Annotated in this window: 18 protein-coding genes; 15 read left to right on the forward strand and 3 right to left on the reverse strand. The window is 61.5% G+C overall.

All coding sequences use genetic code 11. The features are described from left to right. Positions 1-13 precede the first annotated feature (13 nt). From CQ007_RS08765 to CQ007_RS08805, 9 genes are all read left to right on the forward strand, one after another. A complete protein-coding gene (locus CQ007_RS08765) occupies positions 14-598 on the forward strand; it encodes a DUF1285 domain-containing protein (RefSeq protein WP_105645169.1) in 585 nt (194 codons plus the stop codon). 181 nt (positions 599-779) lie between these two features. Next, on the forward strand, positions 780-2933 hold the full coding sequence (locus tag CQ007_RS08770; protein ID WP_105645292.1) for an adenosylcobalamin-dependent ribonucleoside-diphosphate reductase: 2154 nt from the start codon (positions 780-782) through the stop codon (positions 2931-2933). A gap of 63 nt (positions 2934-2996) precedes the next feature. Continuing rightward, positions 2997-3692, forward strand: coding sequence for an NrdJb (locus CQ007_RS08775; RefSeq protein WP_105645171.1), 696 nt, complete (start codon positions 2997-2999; stop codon positions 3690-3692). A gap of 390 nt (positions 3693-4082) precedes the next feature. After that, the gene (locus tag CQ007_RS08780; protein WP_146114554.1) at positions 4083-4580 is read left to right on the forward strand and encodes a hypothetical protein; all 498 of its coding nucleotides are present in this window, start codon (positions 4083-4085) and stop codon (positions 4578-4580) included. A gap of 1 nt (position 4581) precedes the next feature. Next, positions 4582-5151 (forward strand): adhesin, encoded by a 570-nt coding sequence (locus CQ007_RS08785; RefSeq protein ID WP_105645174.1) that lies wholly within the window; start codon positions 4582-4584, stop codon positions 5149-5151. A gap of 41 nt (positions 5152-5192) precedes the next feature. Next, a complete protein-coding gene (locus CQ007_RS08790) occupies positions 5193-6002 on the forward strand; it encodes a hypothetical protein (protein WP_105645176.1) in 810 nt (269 codons plus the stop codon). Positions 6003-6059: 57 nt separating this feature from the next. Continuing rightward, positions 6060-6758, forward strand: coding sequence for a C39 family peptidase (locus CQ007_RS08795; RefSeq protein ID WP_105645178.1), 699 nt, complete (start codon positions 6060-6062; stop codon positions 6756-6758). A gap of 21 nt (positions 6759-6779) precedes the next feature. Continuing rightward, positions 6780-7532, forward strand: a complete 753-nt coding sequence (locus tag CQ007_RS08800) for a hypothetical protein (protein ID WP_146114555.1) — start codon at positions 6780-6782, stop codon at positions 7530-7532. A gap of 49 nt (positions 7533-7581) precedes the next feature. After that, on the forward strand, positions 7582-8817 hold the full coding sequence (locus tag CQ007_RS08805; protein WP_256582241.1) for a hypothetical protein: 1236 nt from the start codon (positions 7582-7584) through the stop codon (positions 8815-8817). A gap of 3 nt (positions 8818-8820) precedes the next feature. On the opposite strand, the gene CQ007_RS08810 is transcribed toward CQ007_RS08805, so the two are convergent. After that, a complete protein-coding gene (locus CQ007_RS08810) occupies positions 8821-10155 on the reverse strand; it encodes a sigma-54 dependent transcriptional regulator (RefSeq protein ID WP_105645182.1) in 1335 nt (444 codons plus the stop codon). Between the two features lie 179 nt (positions 10156-10334). Here CQ007_RS08810 and rmuC point away from each other — a divergent pair, with 179 nt between their 5' ends. Then, positions 10335-11903, forward strand: a complete 1569-nt coding sequence (rmuC, locus tag CQ007_RS08815) for a DNA recombination protein RmuC (protein ID WP_105645184.1) — start codon at positions 10335-10337, stop codon at positions 11901-11903. Between the two features lie 41 nt (positions 11904-11944). Here the strand turns inward: rmuC and rnk are convergent, their stop codons facing one another. Beyond that, on the reverse strand, positions 11945-12352 hold the full coding sequence (gene rnk, locus CQ007_RS08820; RefSeq protein ID WP_105645296.1) for a nucleoside diphosphate kinase regulator: 408 nt from the start codon (positions 12350-12352) through the stop codon (positions 11945-11947). A 210-nt stretch (positions 12353-12562) separates the two neighbouring features. Here rnk and CQ007_RS08825 point away from each other — a divergent pair, with 210 nt between their 5' ends. From CQ007_RS08825 to CQ007_RS08845, 5 genes are all read left to right on the forward strand, one after another. Continuing rightward, positions 12563-13918, forward strand: a complete 1356-nt coding sequence (locus CQ007_RS08825; RefSeq protein WP_105645186.1) for a TAXI family TRAP transporter solute-binding subunit — start codon at positions 12563-12565, stop codon at positions 13916-13918. Between the two features lie 74 nt (positions 13919-13992). Further along, entirely contained in the window at positions 13993-14910 is a 918-nt protein-coding gene (locus CQ007_RS08830; RefSeq protein ID WP_105645188.1) for a MoxR family ATPase, read from the forward strand. Then, the gene (locus CQ007_RS08835; protein WP_256582242.1) at positions 14907-15869 is read left to right on the forward strand and encodes a DUF58 domain-containing protein; all 963 of its coding nucleotides are present in this window, start codon (positions 14907-14909) and stop codon (positions 15867-15869) included. The genes CQ007_RS08830 and CQ007_RS08835 overlap by 4 nt, the downstream gene beginning before the upstream one ends. Next, positions 15866-17911, forward strand: a complete 2046-nt coding sequence (locus tag CQ007_RS08840) for a DUF3488 and transglutaminase-like domain-containing protein (protein ID WP_105645190.1) — start codon at positions 15866-15868, stop codon at positions 17909-17911. The genes CQ007_RS08835 and CQ007_RS08840 overlap by 4 nt, the downstream gene beginning before the upstream one ends. A gap of 42 nt (positions 17912-17953) precedes the next feature. Continuing rightward, on the forward strand, positions 17954-18421 hold the full coding sequence (locus tag CQ007_RS08845) for a DUF3429 domain-containing protein (protein ID WP_105645192.1): 468 nt from the start codon (positions 17954-17956) through the stop codon (positions 18419-18421). 2 nt (positions 18422-18423) lie between these two features. Here CQ007_RS08845 and CQ007_RS08850 read toward each other — a convergent pair whose 3' ends face one another. Next, entirely contained in the window at positions 18424-18765 is a 342-nt protein-coding gene (locus CQ007_RS08850; RefSeq protein ID WP_105645300.1) for a zinc ribbon domain-containing protein YjdM, read from the reverse strand. Positions 18766-19366 lie beyond the last annotated feature (601 nt).

Genomic DNA, 19366 nt, shown 5'->3' on the forward strand with positions numbered 1-19366 from the left:
AACGGAGAACTTCATGGATAATCGACAGCCCCCGGCACAATCGTTGCTGCAAAGCCTTCCGCAATCGGCCAGCGGTGATGCCCGCGAACCGGCCCCGGTACATCTGTGGCAGCCGGAATTCAGCGGTGAGCTGGATATGCATATCACCCGCGACGGCACCTGGTACTACCAGGGTGGAGCGATTACCCGCAAGGCCCTGGCACAGCTGTTTTCCGGCATCCTGCGGCTGGACGAGGATGGTCGCTACTACCTGGTGACACCGGTCGAGCGCTGGGCCATCAAGGTCGATGATGTGCCCTTCGTTGCGGTGCGTCTGGAAGTGGAGGGGCAGGGACGGGAGCAGCGGCTGGTGTTCATCACCAGTCTCGAACATCGCATTGTGGCTGGCGCCGAGCATCCGATCCGGGTCGAAGTGGATGCGCAGACCCAGCAACCGTCTCCCTATGTACTGCTGCGAACCAATCTGCAGGCGCTGATCCATCGCAACGTGTTCTATCAACTGGTTGATCTTGCCGTTGAACATCAGGTCGATGGGCAGCGGCCTACCGGTGTGTGGAGCGCCGGCGTGTTCTTCCCGATAGACGGCGCTGGCGCCTGAGCGCACCACAGTCGGCCAGAGACAAGCTGTCGCAGGCGCAAAACAATACAGTCTGCGCGGTTGATATTTACCATATATGGGCATAGCATCCTTCTCACGCACAACAGGTAGTGATTCCTGCTTGGGGTAGATGGGCTTTACCATCGGCAACTCCGGGGAAGCACGCTTTCAGGAGAAGATGATGAGTCAAGCAGCCAAAGTGCAGCGTTTGCATAATGTGGTCACCAACATTCCCATGCAGCCTGCCTCGGAAGATATCTGGGATACCAAGTATCGACTCAAGACCAAGGACGGCACGGCCATCGACCAGACCGTTGATGAAACCTACCAGCGTGTTGCCCGCGCGCTGGCGCAGGTCGAAGCCCCGGAGCTGCGTGACACCTGGTACGAACGCTTTCTCTGGGCCCTGCGCCATGGCGCCATTCCCGCCGGTCGTATCACCTCCAATGCTGGCGCGCTGGAGCATAAGCCGGCCACCTCGACCATCAACTGCACCGTATCGGCCACCATCGGTGACTCCATGGATGACATCCTGGCCAAGCTGCACGAGGCCGGGCTGACGCTCAAGGCCGGTTGCGGCATCGGTTACGAATTTTCCACGCTGCGTCCCCGCGGCGCCTACGTCTCCGGCGCCGGCGCCTATACCTCCGGCCCGCTGTCGTTCATGGATATCTACGACAAGATGTGCTTCACCGTGTCTTCCGCCGGTGGTCGGCGTGGTGCGCAGATGGCGACCTTCGATGTCGGTCATCCGGATGTTACGGATTTCATCCGCGCCAAGCGTGAGGGCGGACGCCTGCGCCAGTTCAACCTGTCGCTGCTGATCACCGAAGAGTTCATGGCTGCGGTTGAGTCCGACAGTGAATGGAAGCTGGCGTTTCCGCTGAGTGAAGCCGAGGCCGAGGCGGACAACGTCGATGTCAACGATGCCGGGCAGGTGACCTGGCGCGAGTGGCCGAGCAACGAAGGTTATGTCACCCGCGAGGATGGCCTGGTCGCCTGCCGCATATTCCGCACCATGAAGGCGCGGCGCATCTGGGACATGATCATGACCTCCACCTATGACTTCGCCGAGCCGGGGTTCATCCTCATCGACCGGGTCAACCAGATGAACAACAACTGGTTCTGCGAGGAAATCCGCGCCACCAACCCCTGCGGTGAACAGCCCTTGCCGCCCTATGGCGCCTGTCTGCTGGGCTCGATCAACCTGACCCTGTTCGTGCGTGACCCGTTTACCGACAAGGCCCGTTTCGACTGGGACGAGTACCGCCAGGTGGTGGACATCTTCACCCGCATGCTCGACAACGTGGTCGAGATCAACGGTCTGCCGCTGGAGCAGCAGCGCAATGAAATCTTCCGCAAGCGTCGCCATGGCATGGGCTTTCTCGGTCTGGGTTCGACCATGACCATGCTGCGCATGAAGTACGGGGACGCCCAGTCCCTGGAGTTTACCGAGCGGGTATCCCGGGAAATGGCGCTGCAGGGCTGGCGTACCGGTCTCGAACTGAGCGAGGAAAAGGGCCCGGCCCCGCTCATGGAGGAAGAGTTCACCGTCACCGGTGCGATGCTGGCCAAACGGCCGGAGATGCGTGAAGACGGCTTCCAGGTCGGCCAGAAGGTCAAGGGCAAGGTGCTCTGGGCCAGGTACAGCCGCTACATGCAGCAGGTTGCCGCTGAAGACCCGCAACTGGTCGAAGCGCTGGCCGAGAAGGGGGCGCGCTTCACCCACCACAGCTCGATCGCGCCGACCGGCACCATCTCCCTGTCGCTGGCCAATAATGCCTCCAATGGCATCGAGCCGAGCTTTGCCCATCATTACTTCCGCAACGTGATCCGCGAAGGCAAGAAATCCAAGGAAAAGGTCGATGTGTTCAGCTTCGAACTGCTTGCCTACCGCGAGTTCATCGACCCGCAGGCGTTGCCCGATATGGAGGCGGCCTCGCGCACCCTACCGGACTATTTCATCGCTGCCGACGACGTGACGCCGACCCAGCACGTGGATGTACAGGCGGCGGCGCAGAAGTGGATCGACTCGTCGATCTCCAAGACTGCCAACGTGCCGACCGACTATCCCTATGAGGATTTCAAGGACATCTATCTGTATGCCTATCACAAGGGGCTGAAGGGCTGCACCACCTTCCGCTTCAATCCCGAGGCGTTCCAGGGCGTGCTGGTGAAGGAGCAGGATCTGGCCAATACCACCTACCGCTTCAAGCTTGCCGACGGCAGCGTCATCGAGGCCAAGGGGGGCGATGAGATCGAATATGACGGCGAGATGCATACCGCGGCCAACCTGTACGATGCGCTCAAGGAAGGCTACTACGGCAAGTTCTGAGCACTCACTGGCTGAATCAGCAATGACACGGCCCCGGCGTAGGCGGGGCGAGGATGATGGAATATGGCAATCAAGATAGACAGCAAGATCGTCGACTATGCGGTAGTCAAGCCGGATGAGCCGGCCAAGGTGCCGGAGGCGCCGGTGCCCACCTATGTGGAAATGCATGAAAAGCTCAAGCGCCCGGAGCATCTGGAAGGCTCGACCTACAAGATCAAGACGCCAACGTCCGAGCATGCGATCTACGTCACCATCAATGACGTGGTGCTCAACCCTGGCAGTGACCACGAGATCCGCCGGCCCTTCGAAATCTTCATCAACTCGAAGAACATGGAGCATTACCAGTGGATTTCAGCGCTGACGCTGATCATTTCCGCAGTCTTTCGCAAGGGCGGTGACTGTACCTTCCTGGTGGAAGAGCTCAATAGCGTATTCGATCCCAAGGGTGGCTACATGAAGCGTGGCGGTCGCTGGATGCCGTCGCTGGTGGCGGAAATCGGTGACGTGCTGGAGCGCCATCTCAAGCATATCGGCCTGATCAAGGATGAAATGGATGAGCATCAGCGTGCCTATCTGGAACAGAAGCGTGCCGAATTCAACAGTCTGACAGTGCCCAGCCAGGCCGCATCCGATTGTGATGACAGCACCGAAACCTATCCCTCGGGCGCGCAGATGTGCGGTAAGTGCCATACCAAGGCGGCGGTCCAGATGGATGGCTGCCTGACCTGTCTGGCCTGCGGCGACAGCAAGTGCGGCTGACAGGACGCCTCCAGCTGCATCGGCGCTACCCGGTGCAGCTTCACCATTCCGAATTTTTCATCCTTGGCTCTTGTTTGGCTCTCTTTTCTCTCTCCGGCTCATAACTGAGACATCTCCCTGCGCTACAGACCAGTAAAGCCGGGCTGGTCGCCGCCTTGTCTCAATTCTGAGAATCGTCTGGAACCAACCGATTCGCCCTGGTGCCTCGCTGCACGTGGGTTTCGCTATTCCCAGTCAGAAGCATGTGTCTCAAAACTGAAACACTCTTCTTATGGCGGTGCTGAAGAATCCATGTAACCCATTGAATGTACTGGCTATCAAGGACCCGGCACAGGCCTTGCTCTGAACTGATGTAACAACAATCAGAACCTGCGGCCGGAGCAGTCGGACATGGATACGCTAGTGAGCTCCCATTTCTCTTCATTGATCATGCAGATGCTGGTCTGCCTGGCCGGCCTGACGGTCTGTGTCGCTACCCAACTGCCGGCACAGGCCGCCGGGGGAGATATCACCATCTCCCGACAGGTACAGCCCAGAGCCGCAGCGCGCCAGGAACTGGTACCCGACCCCAACCCCCAGGTGGTCAATCCAAGCCGCGAGAAACTGATCAACAGCTCCCTGAGCAGTGGCCTGGCACCGCTGGAAATGTCCGACAGCGATTTTGCCGGCGTCCATGCCGGTAGCCGTATGGGCAATGGAGTGCCCCTTTCCCATCAAGGCGACGGTCATCCCCCCGGTGCCGGCGCGGTCGCCAGCCAGGGCCGCAGCAGCGTCGCTGGCATGAATCCGGTCGGGCGGGGTGCCGGCACTGCCGGCCGCGCGGGCGGCCAGGTCAGCCGCAGCGTGCAGCAGGGACTGCGTCCATTGCAAACCTTGCAGGGGCAATGACATGAGAACCCACCGACTGCTTGCCGGCTTGACCATGCTGCTGACCGCCGTTGCCACAGCCAGCGACCACACAGCAACCATTGATAGCAGCGGGGCCGGTTACAACGGCACGCTGATGATCAATCAGGCTGCGGGGGAGCTGCAGCAGCAGGCCAATGCCAGGGCCATTGCCCCTGGTTCGATGCCAAGTGTGACTGTGCAGCAGCACCTCCAGGGGCTTTCGCCCGATACTACCAGTGCCGATCTGCAGGCCCATATTCGCGGCAGCGCCTTCAGTGATGGCAGCGGTGTGCTGGGTGTCAACCAGGCCGCCGGGGTGGCTAATCAACAGATAAACGGCTTTCGCCTGGGTGCCGGTGTGCACCCTGAAAGCCTCGATGACAGCAGCCTGGCGCAAAGCGCCGCGCCGGTGTCGTTCAGCTCAGCTGCAGGATCACACGGGGCAGGGGAGCGCCTGGTCGAGATCGATGACCAGGCCTTCTCCGACAGCCGCGGCGTGGTCCAGCTGAATCAGGGTGCCGGGGTTGGCAACCGTATGGTCAACAACCTCGGCATCCGGATCGTGGAGTAGTACCCGTACTGACAACCAAAACGCCACACAAGGAATAGATCATGAAAACGAAACATACACTCACCTCTATTGCCGTTGTCGTTGCTGCATCCTTTTCCCTGGGAGCCCTGGCCGCAGGCTTTCCGCCAGCGCCGCCACCGGCAGTGAGCCCGTCCAGTTCGAGCGCTTCGATCACCGATGTGCAGATCAATATGTACAACTCTGTCGACAACCAGGGCACCGAGAACAATGCCTATCTGGATAACGCCCTCCAGAATTCCAGCGGTAACGCTGCGGTGAACGTGTCCGCAGGCGATACCAACCAGCAGGCCAACGCCGTGGCTATCTCCACCGCGGATGCCGACGCCAGTTTCGTCTTCGGGCATAGCGCCAGCGCCAGCATTGGCGTGGGTCAGTTCAATAGTGGCAATGTTCTGTCCAACCTCGATGTGCAGAACAACGCGACGGTCCACAACTCCGCCAACAACTTCTCCGGCAACCTGGGGCTGAACGTTGCTGCCGGTGCGTTCAACCAGCAGAAGAACGACGTGACCATCGCCTCGGCGTCCAAGGCTCAGAATGCCGATGCCTCGGTTGAAGTGTTGCAGACGGCTGTGGGCGGTACTACCTATAACGGCGTGGAGGCGGGTGATTCGGCGCTCAACCTGGTTGCTTCCGGCTACGGCGGGTATCCCGGCTTCCCGGGCTTTCCGGGCCACCCCACCCAGAACCTGGATGTGGAAAACAACGCGGGTCTGACCAACTCGCTCAACGGCCTCTCCGGAGCGGCGGGTGTGAACATCGCTGCGGGTGGCAATCATCAGCAGAGCAATTCGCTGTCCATCGCTGCCGGCTGCTACGCCTGTCCGTAAGCGACCCTTGGAGCCCGGGGCTTGCCCCGGGGTCTTCTCGAATACAGGGACCGTTGCATGAAACATCTATTGCTGGGTCTGTCACTGAGTGTTGTGCTATTGCCGCTGGGCTCCGGCCCCGCTCTGGCGGCGCCGAAGCCCTTCGCGGTCATGCCCGGTGGCGGGCTGGTGTTCAAGCCGGTGGAGAGCATGCGTGAACGGAGGTTCGTCAACCTGGTACAGCAGAGAACGGATTTCAGTTGCGGCGCTGCGGCCATGGCCACCTTGTTGAATGAAGCCTACGGCTGGCGTTTCAGCGAAGAGGATGTGATTCAGGGCATGCTCGCCGGGGCGGATGTACAGCAGGTCCACAGTATGGGCTTCTCCATGCTGGACATGAAGCGCTACGCGGAAAGCCTGGGGTTGCGGGCCCGTGGGTACCGGTTGCAGCCCACGCAGCTGGCAGAGGTGAAGGTGCCCTCCATCGTGCTGCTGGATGTGCGCGGTTACAAGCACTTCGTGGTGATGCAGGTCAGCAACGAAGGCTGGGTGTATATCGGTGATCCGGTACTTGGGCACAAGAAGCTGACACTGGAGGAGTTCGCGCAGGGCTGGAACGGCATCGTGTTCGCCCTGATAGGCCCTGGCTACAACCGGGAGAACGCCTTGCTGACGCCGCCGGAACCATTGACCGCCAGCCATCGCCTTGACCGGTTCAGTCCGGTCAAGGATGCGGACCTGATGGAGTTCGGCTTTCTGCAGAGTGATTTTTTCTGAATACCACAGCGGGAGGACAGTATGAAACGTCAACGGACTCAGGCATGGCTGATGATATGTCTGGTTGCTTTCAGCCTTCCCACCAGTGCCGGCAGCCTGTTTCGCGCCGCCGAGCTGAGCGATACCGAGCTGGCCCAATTGCGCGGCCGTTATGTGCTGCCGGGGCGGATCATTCATTTTGGCGTGACCATGAGCAGCATCTGGGAAAACAGCGCCGGGCAGAGCATAGGTGCGGGTGTCAGTTTCCAGGTCGATGGACAGGCCCAGCCCAGTCTGCATGTGACCGACCTGTCTTCCATGATCAATGATGCTGGCGATGGCTCGGTGCAGCGTCCGGGCGCCGGCCAGGTCATCGGTGGCGCTGGGTTGACCGAGGTGCGCGGCATCTCGCAAAGCGTACGCAGCGCCGGTGACTTCAACGACGGGCTCAACAATCTGGAGATTGTCATTTCCCATGGCGGTGAAGGTCTGGCCTCGACACCAGGGGCGAGCCCCTGGGAGGGAACAGCCGATTTTGCGGGAGCTGCCGGTAACCTGCTGGTCAGCACACAGGGTGGCGGATTGAGCATCCGGATCGATGCCGGCACGCAGGGCGCGGCCCTGCAGCAGATCGGCGCCGGCAAGATAGTGCAACAGGCGAATTTCACCGGCGACATGAACACCGTGCGTAACCTTGCCACTCTGAACGTGGCATTGCGGGAGATGCCACTGGGGCAGGGGTTCGCCAACTGTACGCTGGAGCAGTTGCGCGCACTGCGTCCCGTCGGCTACTGAGCAGGTCCAGCCGGGCACGATAACAATGAGCTATACAAGGAAGAGCACCATGCGCAGATCAGCGGGTTGTGCATTACTGCTGCTGGCCCTCAGTGGGCAGGCCCTGGCCCAGAGCAGCGAAGAGCAGATATTGCGTCAGGAGATCGAAGCACTCCGACAGCGCTATGAGGCGCAGCAGAATGCATTGATGATCCTGGAGCAGCGGCTGCGGCAGCTGGAGGGGCCCAGCAGCGCCGCACCAGCCAGGCAGCAACCTGCAGCTACCCAGGTGGCCAGCGCCAGCAGTGCCGGCGGTGGATACGGCCAGTCGCTGCGTGACGGTTCGGAGCAGGCCCCCAGTGTGGAAGCCCTGTACCAGGAAGCCAGTGGTTTCTTCGGCGGCGGCCGTTTCAGTCTCGAACCGGGCTTCACCTACAGTCATTACGACACGCGGCAACTGTTCCTCAATGGCTTTCTGGCTTTGGACGCGATCTTTCTCGGCAACCTCGGCGTCGACGAGATCAATGCCGATACCTTCACCTTCGACCTGACGGCACGCTACAACTGGCGTCAGCGTTGGCAGTTCGATATCAACGTGCCCTATATCTATCGTGAGACCACTTACCAGTCCGCCGGCGCCGGGGGAGCCAGCAACTCCTACAGCGAGGCCACGGTCAAGGGTGATCCGGAGCTGGGTGATATCAGCGTCGGTGTGGCCTACAAGTTTCTCGACGAGGGACCCTCACGCCCCGATGCGGTGGTCAGCCTGCGGGTCAAGGCGCCCACCGGCAATCACCCCTACGGCATCAAGCTGCATCAGGTACCCGGCAACGATAACCTGACGGTGCCCGACTCGCTGCCGACTGGCAACGGTGTCTGGGCGACGACCGCCGGGCTGTCACTGGTCAAGACCGTGGACCCGGCGGTGCTGTTCGGCAATATCGCCTATACCCACAATTTCGCGAGAAATTTCGGCGACATCAGTTCCCAGCAGGGCGTGGCAGTACCGGGACGGGTGGATCTGGGTGACTACTTCCAGTTCGGCCTGGGTATGGCTTTTGCCCTCAACGAGCGCATGAGCATGTCGATGTCCTTTTCCGAGCTGATCAGCCGCAGCAGTCGCATCAAGTACCGGGAGGGCAACTGGCAAACGGTCAACGGCAGCGACGCCAATGCGGCGTACTTCAATATTGGCATGACCCTGGCCGCCAGCGACCGCCTGACGGTGGTGCCCAACCTGTCGATAGGCCTGACTCCCGATGCACCGGACTTCAGCGTCAGCCTGAAATTTCCGTATTACTTCTAGGCATCAGCGGATCTGGTGCTTGCGCAGCAGGCGGTACAACGTCGGGCGGGAGATCTTCAGTTTCTCCGCGGCCTGGCGCATGTTGTTGGGGAAGTGATTGAGCGCGGCATGCAGCGCCTGGCGTTCGGCGCGCGACACCCAGGTCTCCAGGCTCTCGATGGCGGGCCGCTCCGACGATATCGAGGATGCCAGCCCGAGGTCCGCCGCCTCGATCTCCCGGCCATCGGCCAGTACCATGCCCCGGCGCACCCGGTTGGCCAGCTCCCGGGCATTGCCGGGCCAGCTGTGGCGCAGCATGGCGCTGATCGCTTCGGTGCTGAAACTGCGTGGCCGGCGACCGATCTCGGCCATGTACAGCTGGGCGAAGTGCATGGCCATGGGGAAGATATCGGCCTGGCGCTGGCGCAGCGGGGTGGTGCGTACTTCCAGCACATTGAGCCGGTAATACAGGTCTTCCCGGAAGCGGCCTTCGCGGATGGCCGCTTCCAGATCGACATGGGTGGCGGCCAGTACCCGCACATCCACGGTGATGGTGCTGTTGCCGCCGACCCGCTCGATCTGCATCTCCTGCAGAAAACGCAGCAGGTTGGCCTGCAACTCCAGCGGCAAGTCACCGATCTCGTCCAGGAACAGGGTGCCACCATCGGCAGACTCGATCCGGCCGATCTTGCGTTGATGGGCGCCGGTAAAAGCGCCTTTTTCATGACCGAACAGCTCGGACTGGATCAACTGCTCAGGGATCGCACCGCAATTGACCGCGACGAAGGGCTCCTGCTTGCGTCGGGAGTGGGCATGCAGGGCGCGGGCGATCAGTTCCTTGCCTGAACCGCTTTCGCCACGGATCATCACCGGCGAATCGGTTGGCGCAATCCGCGCTATCAGCTTGCGCAGGGTCTTGGCCTGGTCGCTGTCACCGAACAGGAACTCATCCTCCGTCCCGTTCCGTTGCTGCTGTCGGCGGCGCAGATGGGCCATGCCGCAGGCACGGCCAAGCGCGATATGGGTCCGGCTGTGGTCGAAGGGCAGGGTGTGATAATCGAGAAACCACTCGGCGATGAACTGATCCACGCCGGGCTGGCCCAGTAACTCCTGGGGTACCGCCACCACCCACTGGATACCGGTCAGGTTGATCAGTGCCTTGACCTTCTTCAGATTGGCGAGGTGCGCCGGGCGCAGTCGGAGCATGCCCAGGTCACAGGCGGGCTGGCCAACGTCGTCCAGCTCGGCGCTCTGGACCTCCCAGCCGGCAGCGCTCAACTGGGCGCGCAAGACACTGCATTCGTCACAGGGGTCGACCAGTAACAGACGACGAGGGGGGATATTAGCCACATCCAGCATCAGATTCCCTTGCTCAATGAACTGCCTGTAATGCTTTGTAACCTAGCAGAAAGATCGCAAGGTGCAATGTCTTTGCCCCTCTATTGGGTGGTCTGCCGGGCCTGACTGGCATATTCGGACCAACGGTTACATATTGCCCCCGACGCGGGGATAATACCGGCAGCCCGAAGGAGATGCCCATGCCCTTGATTGAAGCACGCTTGCTGTTACCCCTGCTCAGCCTGGCCCTGTTGGGAGGCTGGATGCTCAGCGGCTGGATATTGCTGCGCCGGGAAGCGGCGCTGAGAACCAGGCTCGACGAGCTGACTGCGGAGAGTCAGCGCCAGCAGTTGCAGGCGCACGAGCAACTGGCCGGCCAGCTCAGTATGGAAACCCGTATCGAGCACCTGCAACAGGCACTGGAGCGCGCCGGCACGGAATGCGATAGCCTGACTGCGCGGCTGACCGACAGCGAACGCCAGTGCCATGAATGGCAGCGCCGGGCCGAACGCTTCCAGACGCTGGCGCAGGAGCAACTGCGCCAGCGCGAACAACTGCAGGCCGAGCGCCAGACCCTGGAGCAGCGCCTGCAACAGCTGCAGCAGACGCATGAGCAGCTGCGGGTGGAACACTCCACGGTGCAGGCCACCCTGGAGCAGCGCCAGCAGCATTTCGATGAACAGCAGCAACTGCTCAAGGACAGCCGCGAGCAGCTGAAGCTGGAGTTCGAGCAACTGGCCGGGCGCATCTTCGAGGCCAAGGGGCAGACCTTCACCCAGACCAGCCAGCAATCCCTGGATGCGCTGCTCAAGCCGTTCCGGGAACAGATCGAGCAGTTCCGCAGCAAGGTCGAAGACATCCATCACAAGGATACCCAGCAACAGGCGGCACTGGCCCAGGAACTGCTGCAGCTCAAGCAACTGAACCAGCAGATCACCCAGGAGGCCCACGACCTCAGCACGGCTCTGCGCGGCCAGAAGAAGACCCAGGGCAACTGGGGCGAACTGATATTGGAGAACGTGCTGGAACGTTCCGGACTGCGGGCCGGCATCGACTTCCGTCGCGAAGTCAGCATGACCAGTGTCGAAGGCCAGCGCCAGCGTCCCGACGCGCTGGTCTACCTGCCCCAGGACAAGCATCTGATCATCGACGCCAAGGTCTCGCTGAATGCCTATACCCGCTACATCAACAGCGAGGATGACAGCGAGCGTCAACTGGCCCTGGCCGAGCACGTGCAGGCGTTCGGACAACGCATCCGTGAACTCTCCGAGCGCAACTACTTCGAGCTACCGGGGCTGAATGCACCCGAGATGGTGTTCATGTTCGTGCCTATCGAGTCGGCCTTCGTCGAGGCGCTCAAGGCCGATGAAACTCTGTTCCAGAAGGCCATTGAGCAGAACGTGCTGGTGGCCACACCGACCACGCTACTGACCAGCCTCAATATCGTGCGCCAGCTGTGGCGCTTCGAAGACCAGAACCGGCACACCGCCGAACTGGCCGAGCGGGCGGCACGGGTGCATGACAAGCTGCGTACCTTCCTAGGCAGCATGGAAAGTATCGGCAGTAGTCTCGATAAGGCCAGCGAGGCTTATCACAAAGCCTGTGCCCAACTGGTCAGCGGGCGCGGGAATCTGGTAAAGCAGGTCAATGATTTCAAGGAGTTGGGTGTATCTGTTAAAGCAGAACTTGGAGAAAGCTGGACCGATCGTGCCGAGCTTGAGCTCGGCCACGACGCGTCCGCGGATACCGCAGATACACTGGGAACTTGAGGTGCTATGGGGAAGGATAAGACCCGGCGGGGCGCCGGGTTTTACAGATGGAAGTCGCCGCTGGCTTCCGGCTGGTACTCGATGTCGATGATCTTGAGCTTCAGGGGGCGACCATTGGGGCCGGTCCAGTCGATGCTCTGACCTTTTTTCAGACCGAGCAGGGCAATGCCCACCGGGGCCAGCACCGAAATGGTGCCTTCCTTGCCGGCGTTGTTGGGATAGACCAGGGTCAGTACCAACTCACGGCCACTGGTCTCATCCACGAAGCGCACCTTGGAGTTCATGGTGACGACATCCGGATCCACGCGCTTGTGACTCACGACCTTGGCGCGCAGCATCTCATTCTCGAGTGCTTCCAGCAGGTCGATCGGCCCGTCCAGGGTATTCAACACCTCATCCAGGCGTTGGACATCCAGACGGGTGAGCACGATTGAAGGTGATTTGCTCATGGCGAACAGCATTACTCCTTGTCGAAACAATTAAAAAAATCAAAAAAACGGTAATTGGGAAATACATGTAAGGAAGCCGACAGGACACCGGCATAGGTAGACAGTACCAGAATGTAATCTTCTTGCAAGATCCCTCCGCTATTTGACCGGCATGGTCCCGCCGTGCCGAGCCGTTTAGACTAATCTGAACGATGACAGGGAGATAGATGCATGCATGTGGTTAAACAGGCGGCGCTGTTCGTTCGCACCAACTTCTGGATCGTGCCGCTGGCGCTGTTGCTGGCCTGGGCACTGTTCCGTTTTCTCGATCCGGCACCGCCACGCACCCTGGTCATGACCACCGGCGGTGAGAGTGGCGGCTACCATCATTTCGGGCTGGCGTTGAAGCAGCGTCTGGCCGAGGAAGGGCTGACCCTGGAACTGCGTACCAGCAGTGGCTCGGTGGATAACCTGGAACGCCTGAGCGATGGCAGTGGTGCGGTGCAGCTGGGGTTGATCCAGAGTGGTACCACCAGTCTCATCGAGCCGCAGCGGCTGGCGGGGCTGGAGTCCCTCGGGGCCATCTACCATGAACCACTGTGGCTGTTCCAGAAGCGTGATGCGGGTATTGCCCGACTCAGCGACCTGCGCGGTCGGCAGATTTCGGTGGGCAGTGCCGGCAGCGGCACCTGGGCGGTGGTGCGCAGTGTGTTCAATCAATTGGACGGGCAGGCCGGTGAGGACGAGCTGGCCAACGGCAACTGGCGACAACTGCCGGACAGCGCCTCGGCCAGGGCACTGCATGCTGGTGAGCTGGATGCGGCATTCTTCGTACTGCCGGTGGACAATGCCATGGTTCGTCAGTTGCTGGCCGACCCGGACCTGGAGCTGGTGAACCTCGGCCAGACCGAGGCGCTGGCGGCCAGGTTGCCGTTTCTGGAAAAGCTGAGTGTCGCTGAAGGGCTGTTCGACCTGCAACGCAACATTCCAGCCGAGCGCACCGAACTGCTGTCACCGGTGGCGACCCTGGTGATCAACGAGGCTTTTCATCCGGCACTGGCCTCGCTGGTGCTGCAGGCGACCACCGATGTCCTGCGTCAGGGCAGTCTGTTGGACCCGCCGGGCAGCTTTCCCGCGGCCACACCCATGGAGCTTGAACTCAGCGGCGAGGCCGAGTATTACCACGAGCGCGGCGTGCCCTTCCTGCAGCGCTATCTGCCGTTCTGGGTCGCCTCCATCGTCGATCGTTACGTGGTGCTGCTGATTCCCTTCATCGCCATCATGCTGCCCCTGGTGAAGAGCATGGGCCCCCTGTATGCCTGGCGCATGCGTGCGCGGGTCTATCGCTGGTATGCGCACCTGCGGCGGGTGGACAAGTTGATTCACAACGGCGGCATCCATGAAGTGCTGGGGCGCGAGATCGATGCGCTGCTGGCGCTGGAGGACGAGCTGACGCGGGTGGATGTGCCGCTGTCCTATGCTCATGAGCTGTACAGCCTGCATCTGCATGTGAGTTACATGATCAGTCGGTTGCGGCAGATGCAGCAGGAGAATGCCGACGCCGGGTACGAGGCGCCGGCTTTGTGACAGCGCATTGCGTCGGGGTTTGCAGGGGGACGGCTGGGTCATAAGATGCGGTAACGGGCAGACAAGAGGTGAACATGAGGGATGTGTTGAAGCAAGCAACGGACGCCATCAACCAGGTACTGCTGGGCAAGCAGCAGGCGGTCAAGCTGGCGGTCGCCTGCATTCTGGCCAAGGGACACCTGCTGATTGAGGACCTGCCGGGCATGGGCAAGACCACCCTGTCCCAGGCGCTGGCGCGGGTGATGGGCCTGAGTTACCAGCGGATTCAGTTCACCAGTGACCTGCTGCCCGGCGATATTCTCGGGACCTCGGTGTTCGACCGCAACACCGGCGCCTTTGTCTTTCATCCCGGGCCGATCTTTGCCGAGCTGGTGCTGGCCGATGAGATCAATCGTGCTACGCCCAAGAGCCAGAGTGCCTTGCTGGAGGCGATGGAGGAGGGCCAAGTCACCGTCGATGGTGCCACCCGGCCGCTCCCCGATCCGTTCTTCGTCATCGCCACGCAGAACCCGGCTTCACAGGGCGGTACCTTTTCCCTGCCTGAATCCCAGCTGGACCGCTTTCTGATGCGTCTGTCGCTGGGCTATCCGGCGCCGGCGGCGGAGAAGACCCTGCTGCTGGGGGATACCGGGCGCGCGCGCCTGGACAGCCTGGTGCCGGTGCTGAGCCGTGCGCAACTACAGGCGCTGCAGGCCCAGGTGCCGAAGATTACCGCCAGCGAGGCCATCATCGACTATATCCTGCGGCTGGTCACCCGCACCCGGGAAAGCCATCTGTGCGCCTGGGGCCTGTCGCCGCGTGCCAGTCTGGGGTTGCTGGCAGCCGCACGCGCCTGGGCGCTGCTGGAGAATCGCGGCTACGTGATACCCGAGGATGTGCAGGCAGTGCTGCCGGCGGTGGTTGGCCATCGTCTGCGTGCCAGTGATGATCCAGCAGGACATGGCGGTGGTAGCCTGGCGCAGCGGCTGTTGAACGAGGTGCCGGCGGTTTGATCAGTCGTCTGGGGGGGCAGACCAGTGTGCTGTTCCAGCACTGGCTGAAAAGACGCATTCCGGCTGCCAGCCAGGTACGCCTGAACCACCGACGCATCTTCATCATGCCGACCCGCGCCGGGATGGGGTTGCTACTGTTGCTGGTGATCATGCTGATCGGTGCCATCAATTATCAGAACAGTCTGGTGTATGCCGTGGTCTTTCTACTCGGCAGCCTGTTCTGGGTCGGGTTGCACCATACCTATCGCAACCTCGCCGGTCTGGAGTTGCAGGCCAATGGCAGCCTGCCGGTGTTCGCCGGGGAGGAGGCGCCGCTGAACCTGACCCTGCTGTCCGAACGTCGCGAGCATCAGGCCATCGTGCTGTTCTGGCCATCCACCCCACGGCGCCAGGTGGATGTCGAGCCCGGCCTCAGCACGTCATTGTCACTGTATTACCCCTCTACGCGGCGCGGCTGGCTTAAACCTGGACGCCTGCGGGTGGAGACGCGTTACCCGCTGGGCTGGTTCGTCGCCTGGAGCCTGGTGGATCTTGATTGGCAGGTGCTGGTGTACCCCAAACCACTGAATCTGCCGTTACCCGGCTTGCAGGCTGGGGGGGCTGGGGAAGGGGACCAGTTGCTGGCCGAGGGGGTGGATGACTTTCAGGGGCTGCGCAGCTACCAGCCGGGCGACTCGAAAAGGCGTCTGGACTGGCGCGCCTGGTCCCGCGGCCAGGGCCTGCACAGCAAGGTGTTTGCCGAGCCGCGGCACACCAGCCAATGGTTGACCCTGGAGCAGACCCCGGGACAATCCCTCGAACAGCAACTGAGCTGCCTGACTGGTTGGGTGTTGCAACTGGAACAGCGGCGCCGCCCCTACGGGCTGGCGCTGCCGGGCAATCGTATCGGCCCGGCGCTGGGCGAGACCCATCGCGACGCCTGCCTGCGCGCACTGGCGCTGCATGGGGTAGCCCGATGAGCAGTCACGCGCTGATCCCCCGTAACAGTCTGGTCTGGCTGCTTACCGCCCAGGTAGTGGCCCTGATGCCGCACCTGCCGCGTCTGCCGTTGTGGGTGGCGGTCCTGTGGCTGGGTTGCGCGGTCTGGCGAGTACAGATCCAGCGCATGCGCTGGCGCTATCCGGGGCTGGTGGTACGCATGCTGGCTCTGGCGGCGGTGACGCTAGGCGTGTATCTGACCCAGGGGACGCTGATCGGGCTGGATGCGGCGGTGATGCTGCTGCTGATGCTGTTCATGCTCAAGCTGCTGGAGATGCGCAGGCCCCGCGATGCGCTGGTGGTCATCTATCTGGGACTGTTCATTGTCGCCACCGCCTTTCTGTTCGACCAGAGCATACCGCTGGCGCTGTTCCAGTGCTTCTCGCTGCTGTTGTTGGTGGCGGCGCTGGTCGGCCTGCAGCAGACACCGGGGCGCAATGATCCGGCGCGGGCCATGCGCATGGCCGGCGTACTGCTGTTGCAGGCGGTTCCGCTGATGATTGTGCTGTTCGTACTGTTTCCGCGCATGGGCCCGCTGTGGGCGGTCAATGCCCCAGGGCAACAGGCGCGTACCGGGCTGGCGGAAAGCATGACGCCGGCGGATGTCGCGGAGCTGGCGCGCTCTGGTGGGCTGGCCTTCCGTGCTGCCTTCGACGGAGCGCCGCCGGTGCAGTCGCAGCTGTACTGGCGGGCGATGACTCTCAGCCGGTTCGATGGCCGTACCTGGAGCCAGTCGCCGTTGGCCTCGGGCAGCATGCCCCGTCATTGGGAGCCGCAGGGCGAGTCGTACAGCTACCAGGTGATCGCCACCGCCAGTCATCAACCCTGGGTATTCAGCCTGCGCGGGGCCAGCAGTGACGACGAGCGGCTGTTGCTGAACCGGGACTTCATCCTGCAGGCGCGGAGGCCGTTGAACCAGGGCATGGCCTATCGAGCCATGTCCTATCCAGCCAGTCTGCTGGAACCGCTGGAACTGGAAACACAGCAGCGCAGGCTGAATCTGCACCTGCCGGAAGGCTTCGATCCGCGCAGCCGGGACTTTGCCGCAGAGCTGCGCCAGAGCCACCCCGACGATGCCGATCTGCTGCAAGCGCTGCTGCGTCACTTCAATCGTGAACCCTTCCATTACACGCTGCGTCCGACCCCGCTGGGTCAGCATAGCAATGACGAGTTCCTGTTCGACAGCCGCCGCGGTTTCTGCGCGCACTTTGCCGGAGCCATGACCTTCGTGCTGCGTGCCGCCGGCATCCCGGCACGGGTGGTGGCCGGCTATCAGGGCGGCGAGCTCAATCCGCGTGGCAACTATGTACTGGTGCATCAGTTCGATGCCCACGCCTGGGTGGAGGCCTGGTTGCCGGGGCAGGGCTGGGTCTCGGTCGACCCGACCTTCCAGGTGGCGCCGGAACGGATCGAGCGCGGTCTGCAGGAGGCATTGCAGAGCGAAGGCAGTTTTCTCGAAGGTTCCCCGCTGGCAGCGGTGCGCTATCGCAACATCGGTTGGCTGAACAATGCACGCCTGTTCTGGGATGATCTCAACTATCAATGGCAATTACGGGTGCTGGGCTACCAGAGCGATCGGCAGAGCGAATTCTTCCGTCGCTGGCTCGGCTCCGCCGACTGGCAGCGGATCGGCCTGGTCTCGCTGGTGGTGCTGTTGCTGTGCATGCTGCCGATGGCCTGGTGGATACTGCGCCCCGCACGCCGGCCGGTCAGCCGGCAGCGTCGCGCCTGGCTGAAGCTCAATCGCCGCTTGGCGAGGCTGCAATTGCAAGCCGCTACCGGTGAAGGTCCGCGGGCCTGGCAGCAGCGGTTGATGCAGACGCTGCCCGGACAGCAGGCGGAAATCAGCGACTTCTTCGACGAGTATGTACGCCTGAGCTATGCGACGGCGCCAGGCGCTGGGGAGGGTAGCTCGCGGCAACTGGACCTGGCATTGCGCGCGCTGCTGCGCGCCTTGCCTCGCAGCAAGCCGCCACGGCCAATTACCCTGACAGGCTTGCCTGACGAGGAATCCCGGTTGTAATGTGGCCGGGTTCGTTCAACCACTAAGCAATCTGGAGTCTTGATGCATCCTTTCAATGCCACACGTCCACCGGGGCTCGCGGTTGGACTTGCCTTCGCTGGCCTGGTGCCGTTCGTCACCGGCGCGCTCGGCCTGTGGGTGACTCCGGAAGCCTGGCGTGAGTGGGTAATGGAAGAGTTGCTGGCCTTCGCAGCGGTTATCCTGGCGTTCATGGGGGCCATTCACTGGGGGTTGGCGATGCGCGCCGACGAGGCGAGCGACCGGGCGCCGATGCAGTTGGGGCTCTCGGTGATTCCACCGCTGCTGGGCTGGTTCGCCCTGAGCCTGCCGATCAACTTCGCCATTCCGGTGTTCTTCTTCGCCTACGCGACGCTGTACTTTGCCGATATCTGGGCGGTCAAGCACGGCCTCGCGCCCGCCTGGTACACCAGCCTGCGGCGGCCGATCAGTTTGGTGATCATCGCTTCGATGCTGGTGGCCTGGGGGGCGACGCTGGTGCTGGCTTACTGAGCTCAGCTCTTCTTGACGAACTCGGACTTGAGCTTCATCGCGCCGATACCGTCGATCTTGCAATCGATGTCATGGTCGCCATCGACCAGGCGGATATTCTTGACCTTGGTGCCGACCTTGACCACGGAAGAGGAGCCCTTGATCTTCAGGTCCTTGATGACGGTGACGGAGTCGCCATCCTGGAGAACGTTGCCATGGGCATCCTTGATGACGCGTTCATCGGATGAGGTATCCGCTTCGCCGTCCTTCGGCCATTCATGGGCACATTCAGGGCAGACATACAGGGAACCATCCTCATAGGTATATTCGGAACTGCAGGACGGGCAATTGGGCAACGTGCTCATGATGTCACCTATAACAAAGTCAATGGCTCGCCGGGATGGCGAGCGGCTGATCGGAAGGGCCGGGACCATAGCATCCCGGGGCGGTAATTGTCCATTTCCAGCCCTGCGCAAAGGGCTTTCCGGGGTGGTATTGCAGGTGTTTACCAGCTCGGTATTCCGGCATATGTTGAAAGAAATCCATTAGAGCTGTAAGCTTGTGCGTCAGATTTGCCGAAGTGGGCCTGGAATGTGCATCGCCTGCGGCTTATACAACCGATAAAAATGTCCGCTCATCCACAGCATGCCGTTTCGAGCTTCGGTCAGCTTTCTCGGTTGGATCGGTCTGCAGATCCACTCTGTTCCCCACGGCGCCAATACGGGTTCCATACCCGACAAATGATGTCCGGTTATCTTCGCATCACTCCAGGAGATGTTTGTAAAGCCAGTCATATAAATGGACAGCAGCACTGTCGGAGAATATATACATGTTCATGTTCAACCATCTTAACAATGAGTTCAGTTCAGTCATCTGCATCAAAGCTGTAATCCGCAATCACGCTGCCTATAAGGGCTACCCCTAGCAGCCTCGCTGTTCCCGCTGTTCCAGAACTTCCATAGCGGT

It is taken from the genome of Pseudomonas sp. MYb185 (genome assembly GCF_002979975.1).
GTDB lineage: Bacteria > Pseudomonadota > Gammaproteobacteria > Pseudomonadales > Pseudomonadaceae > Halopseudomonas.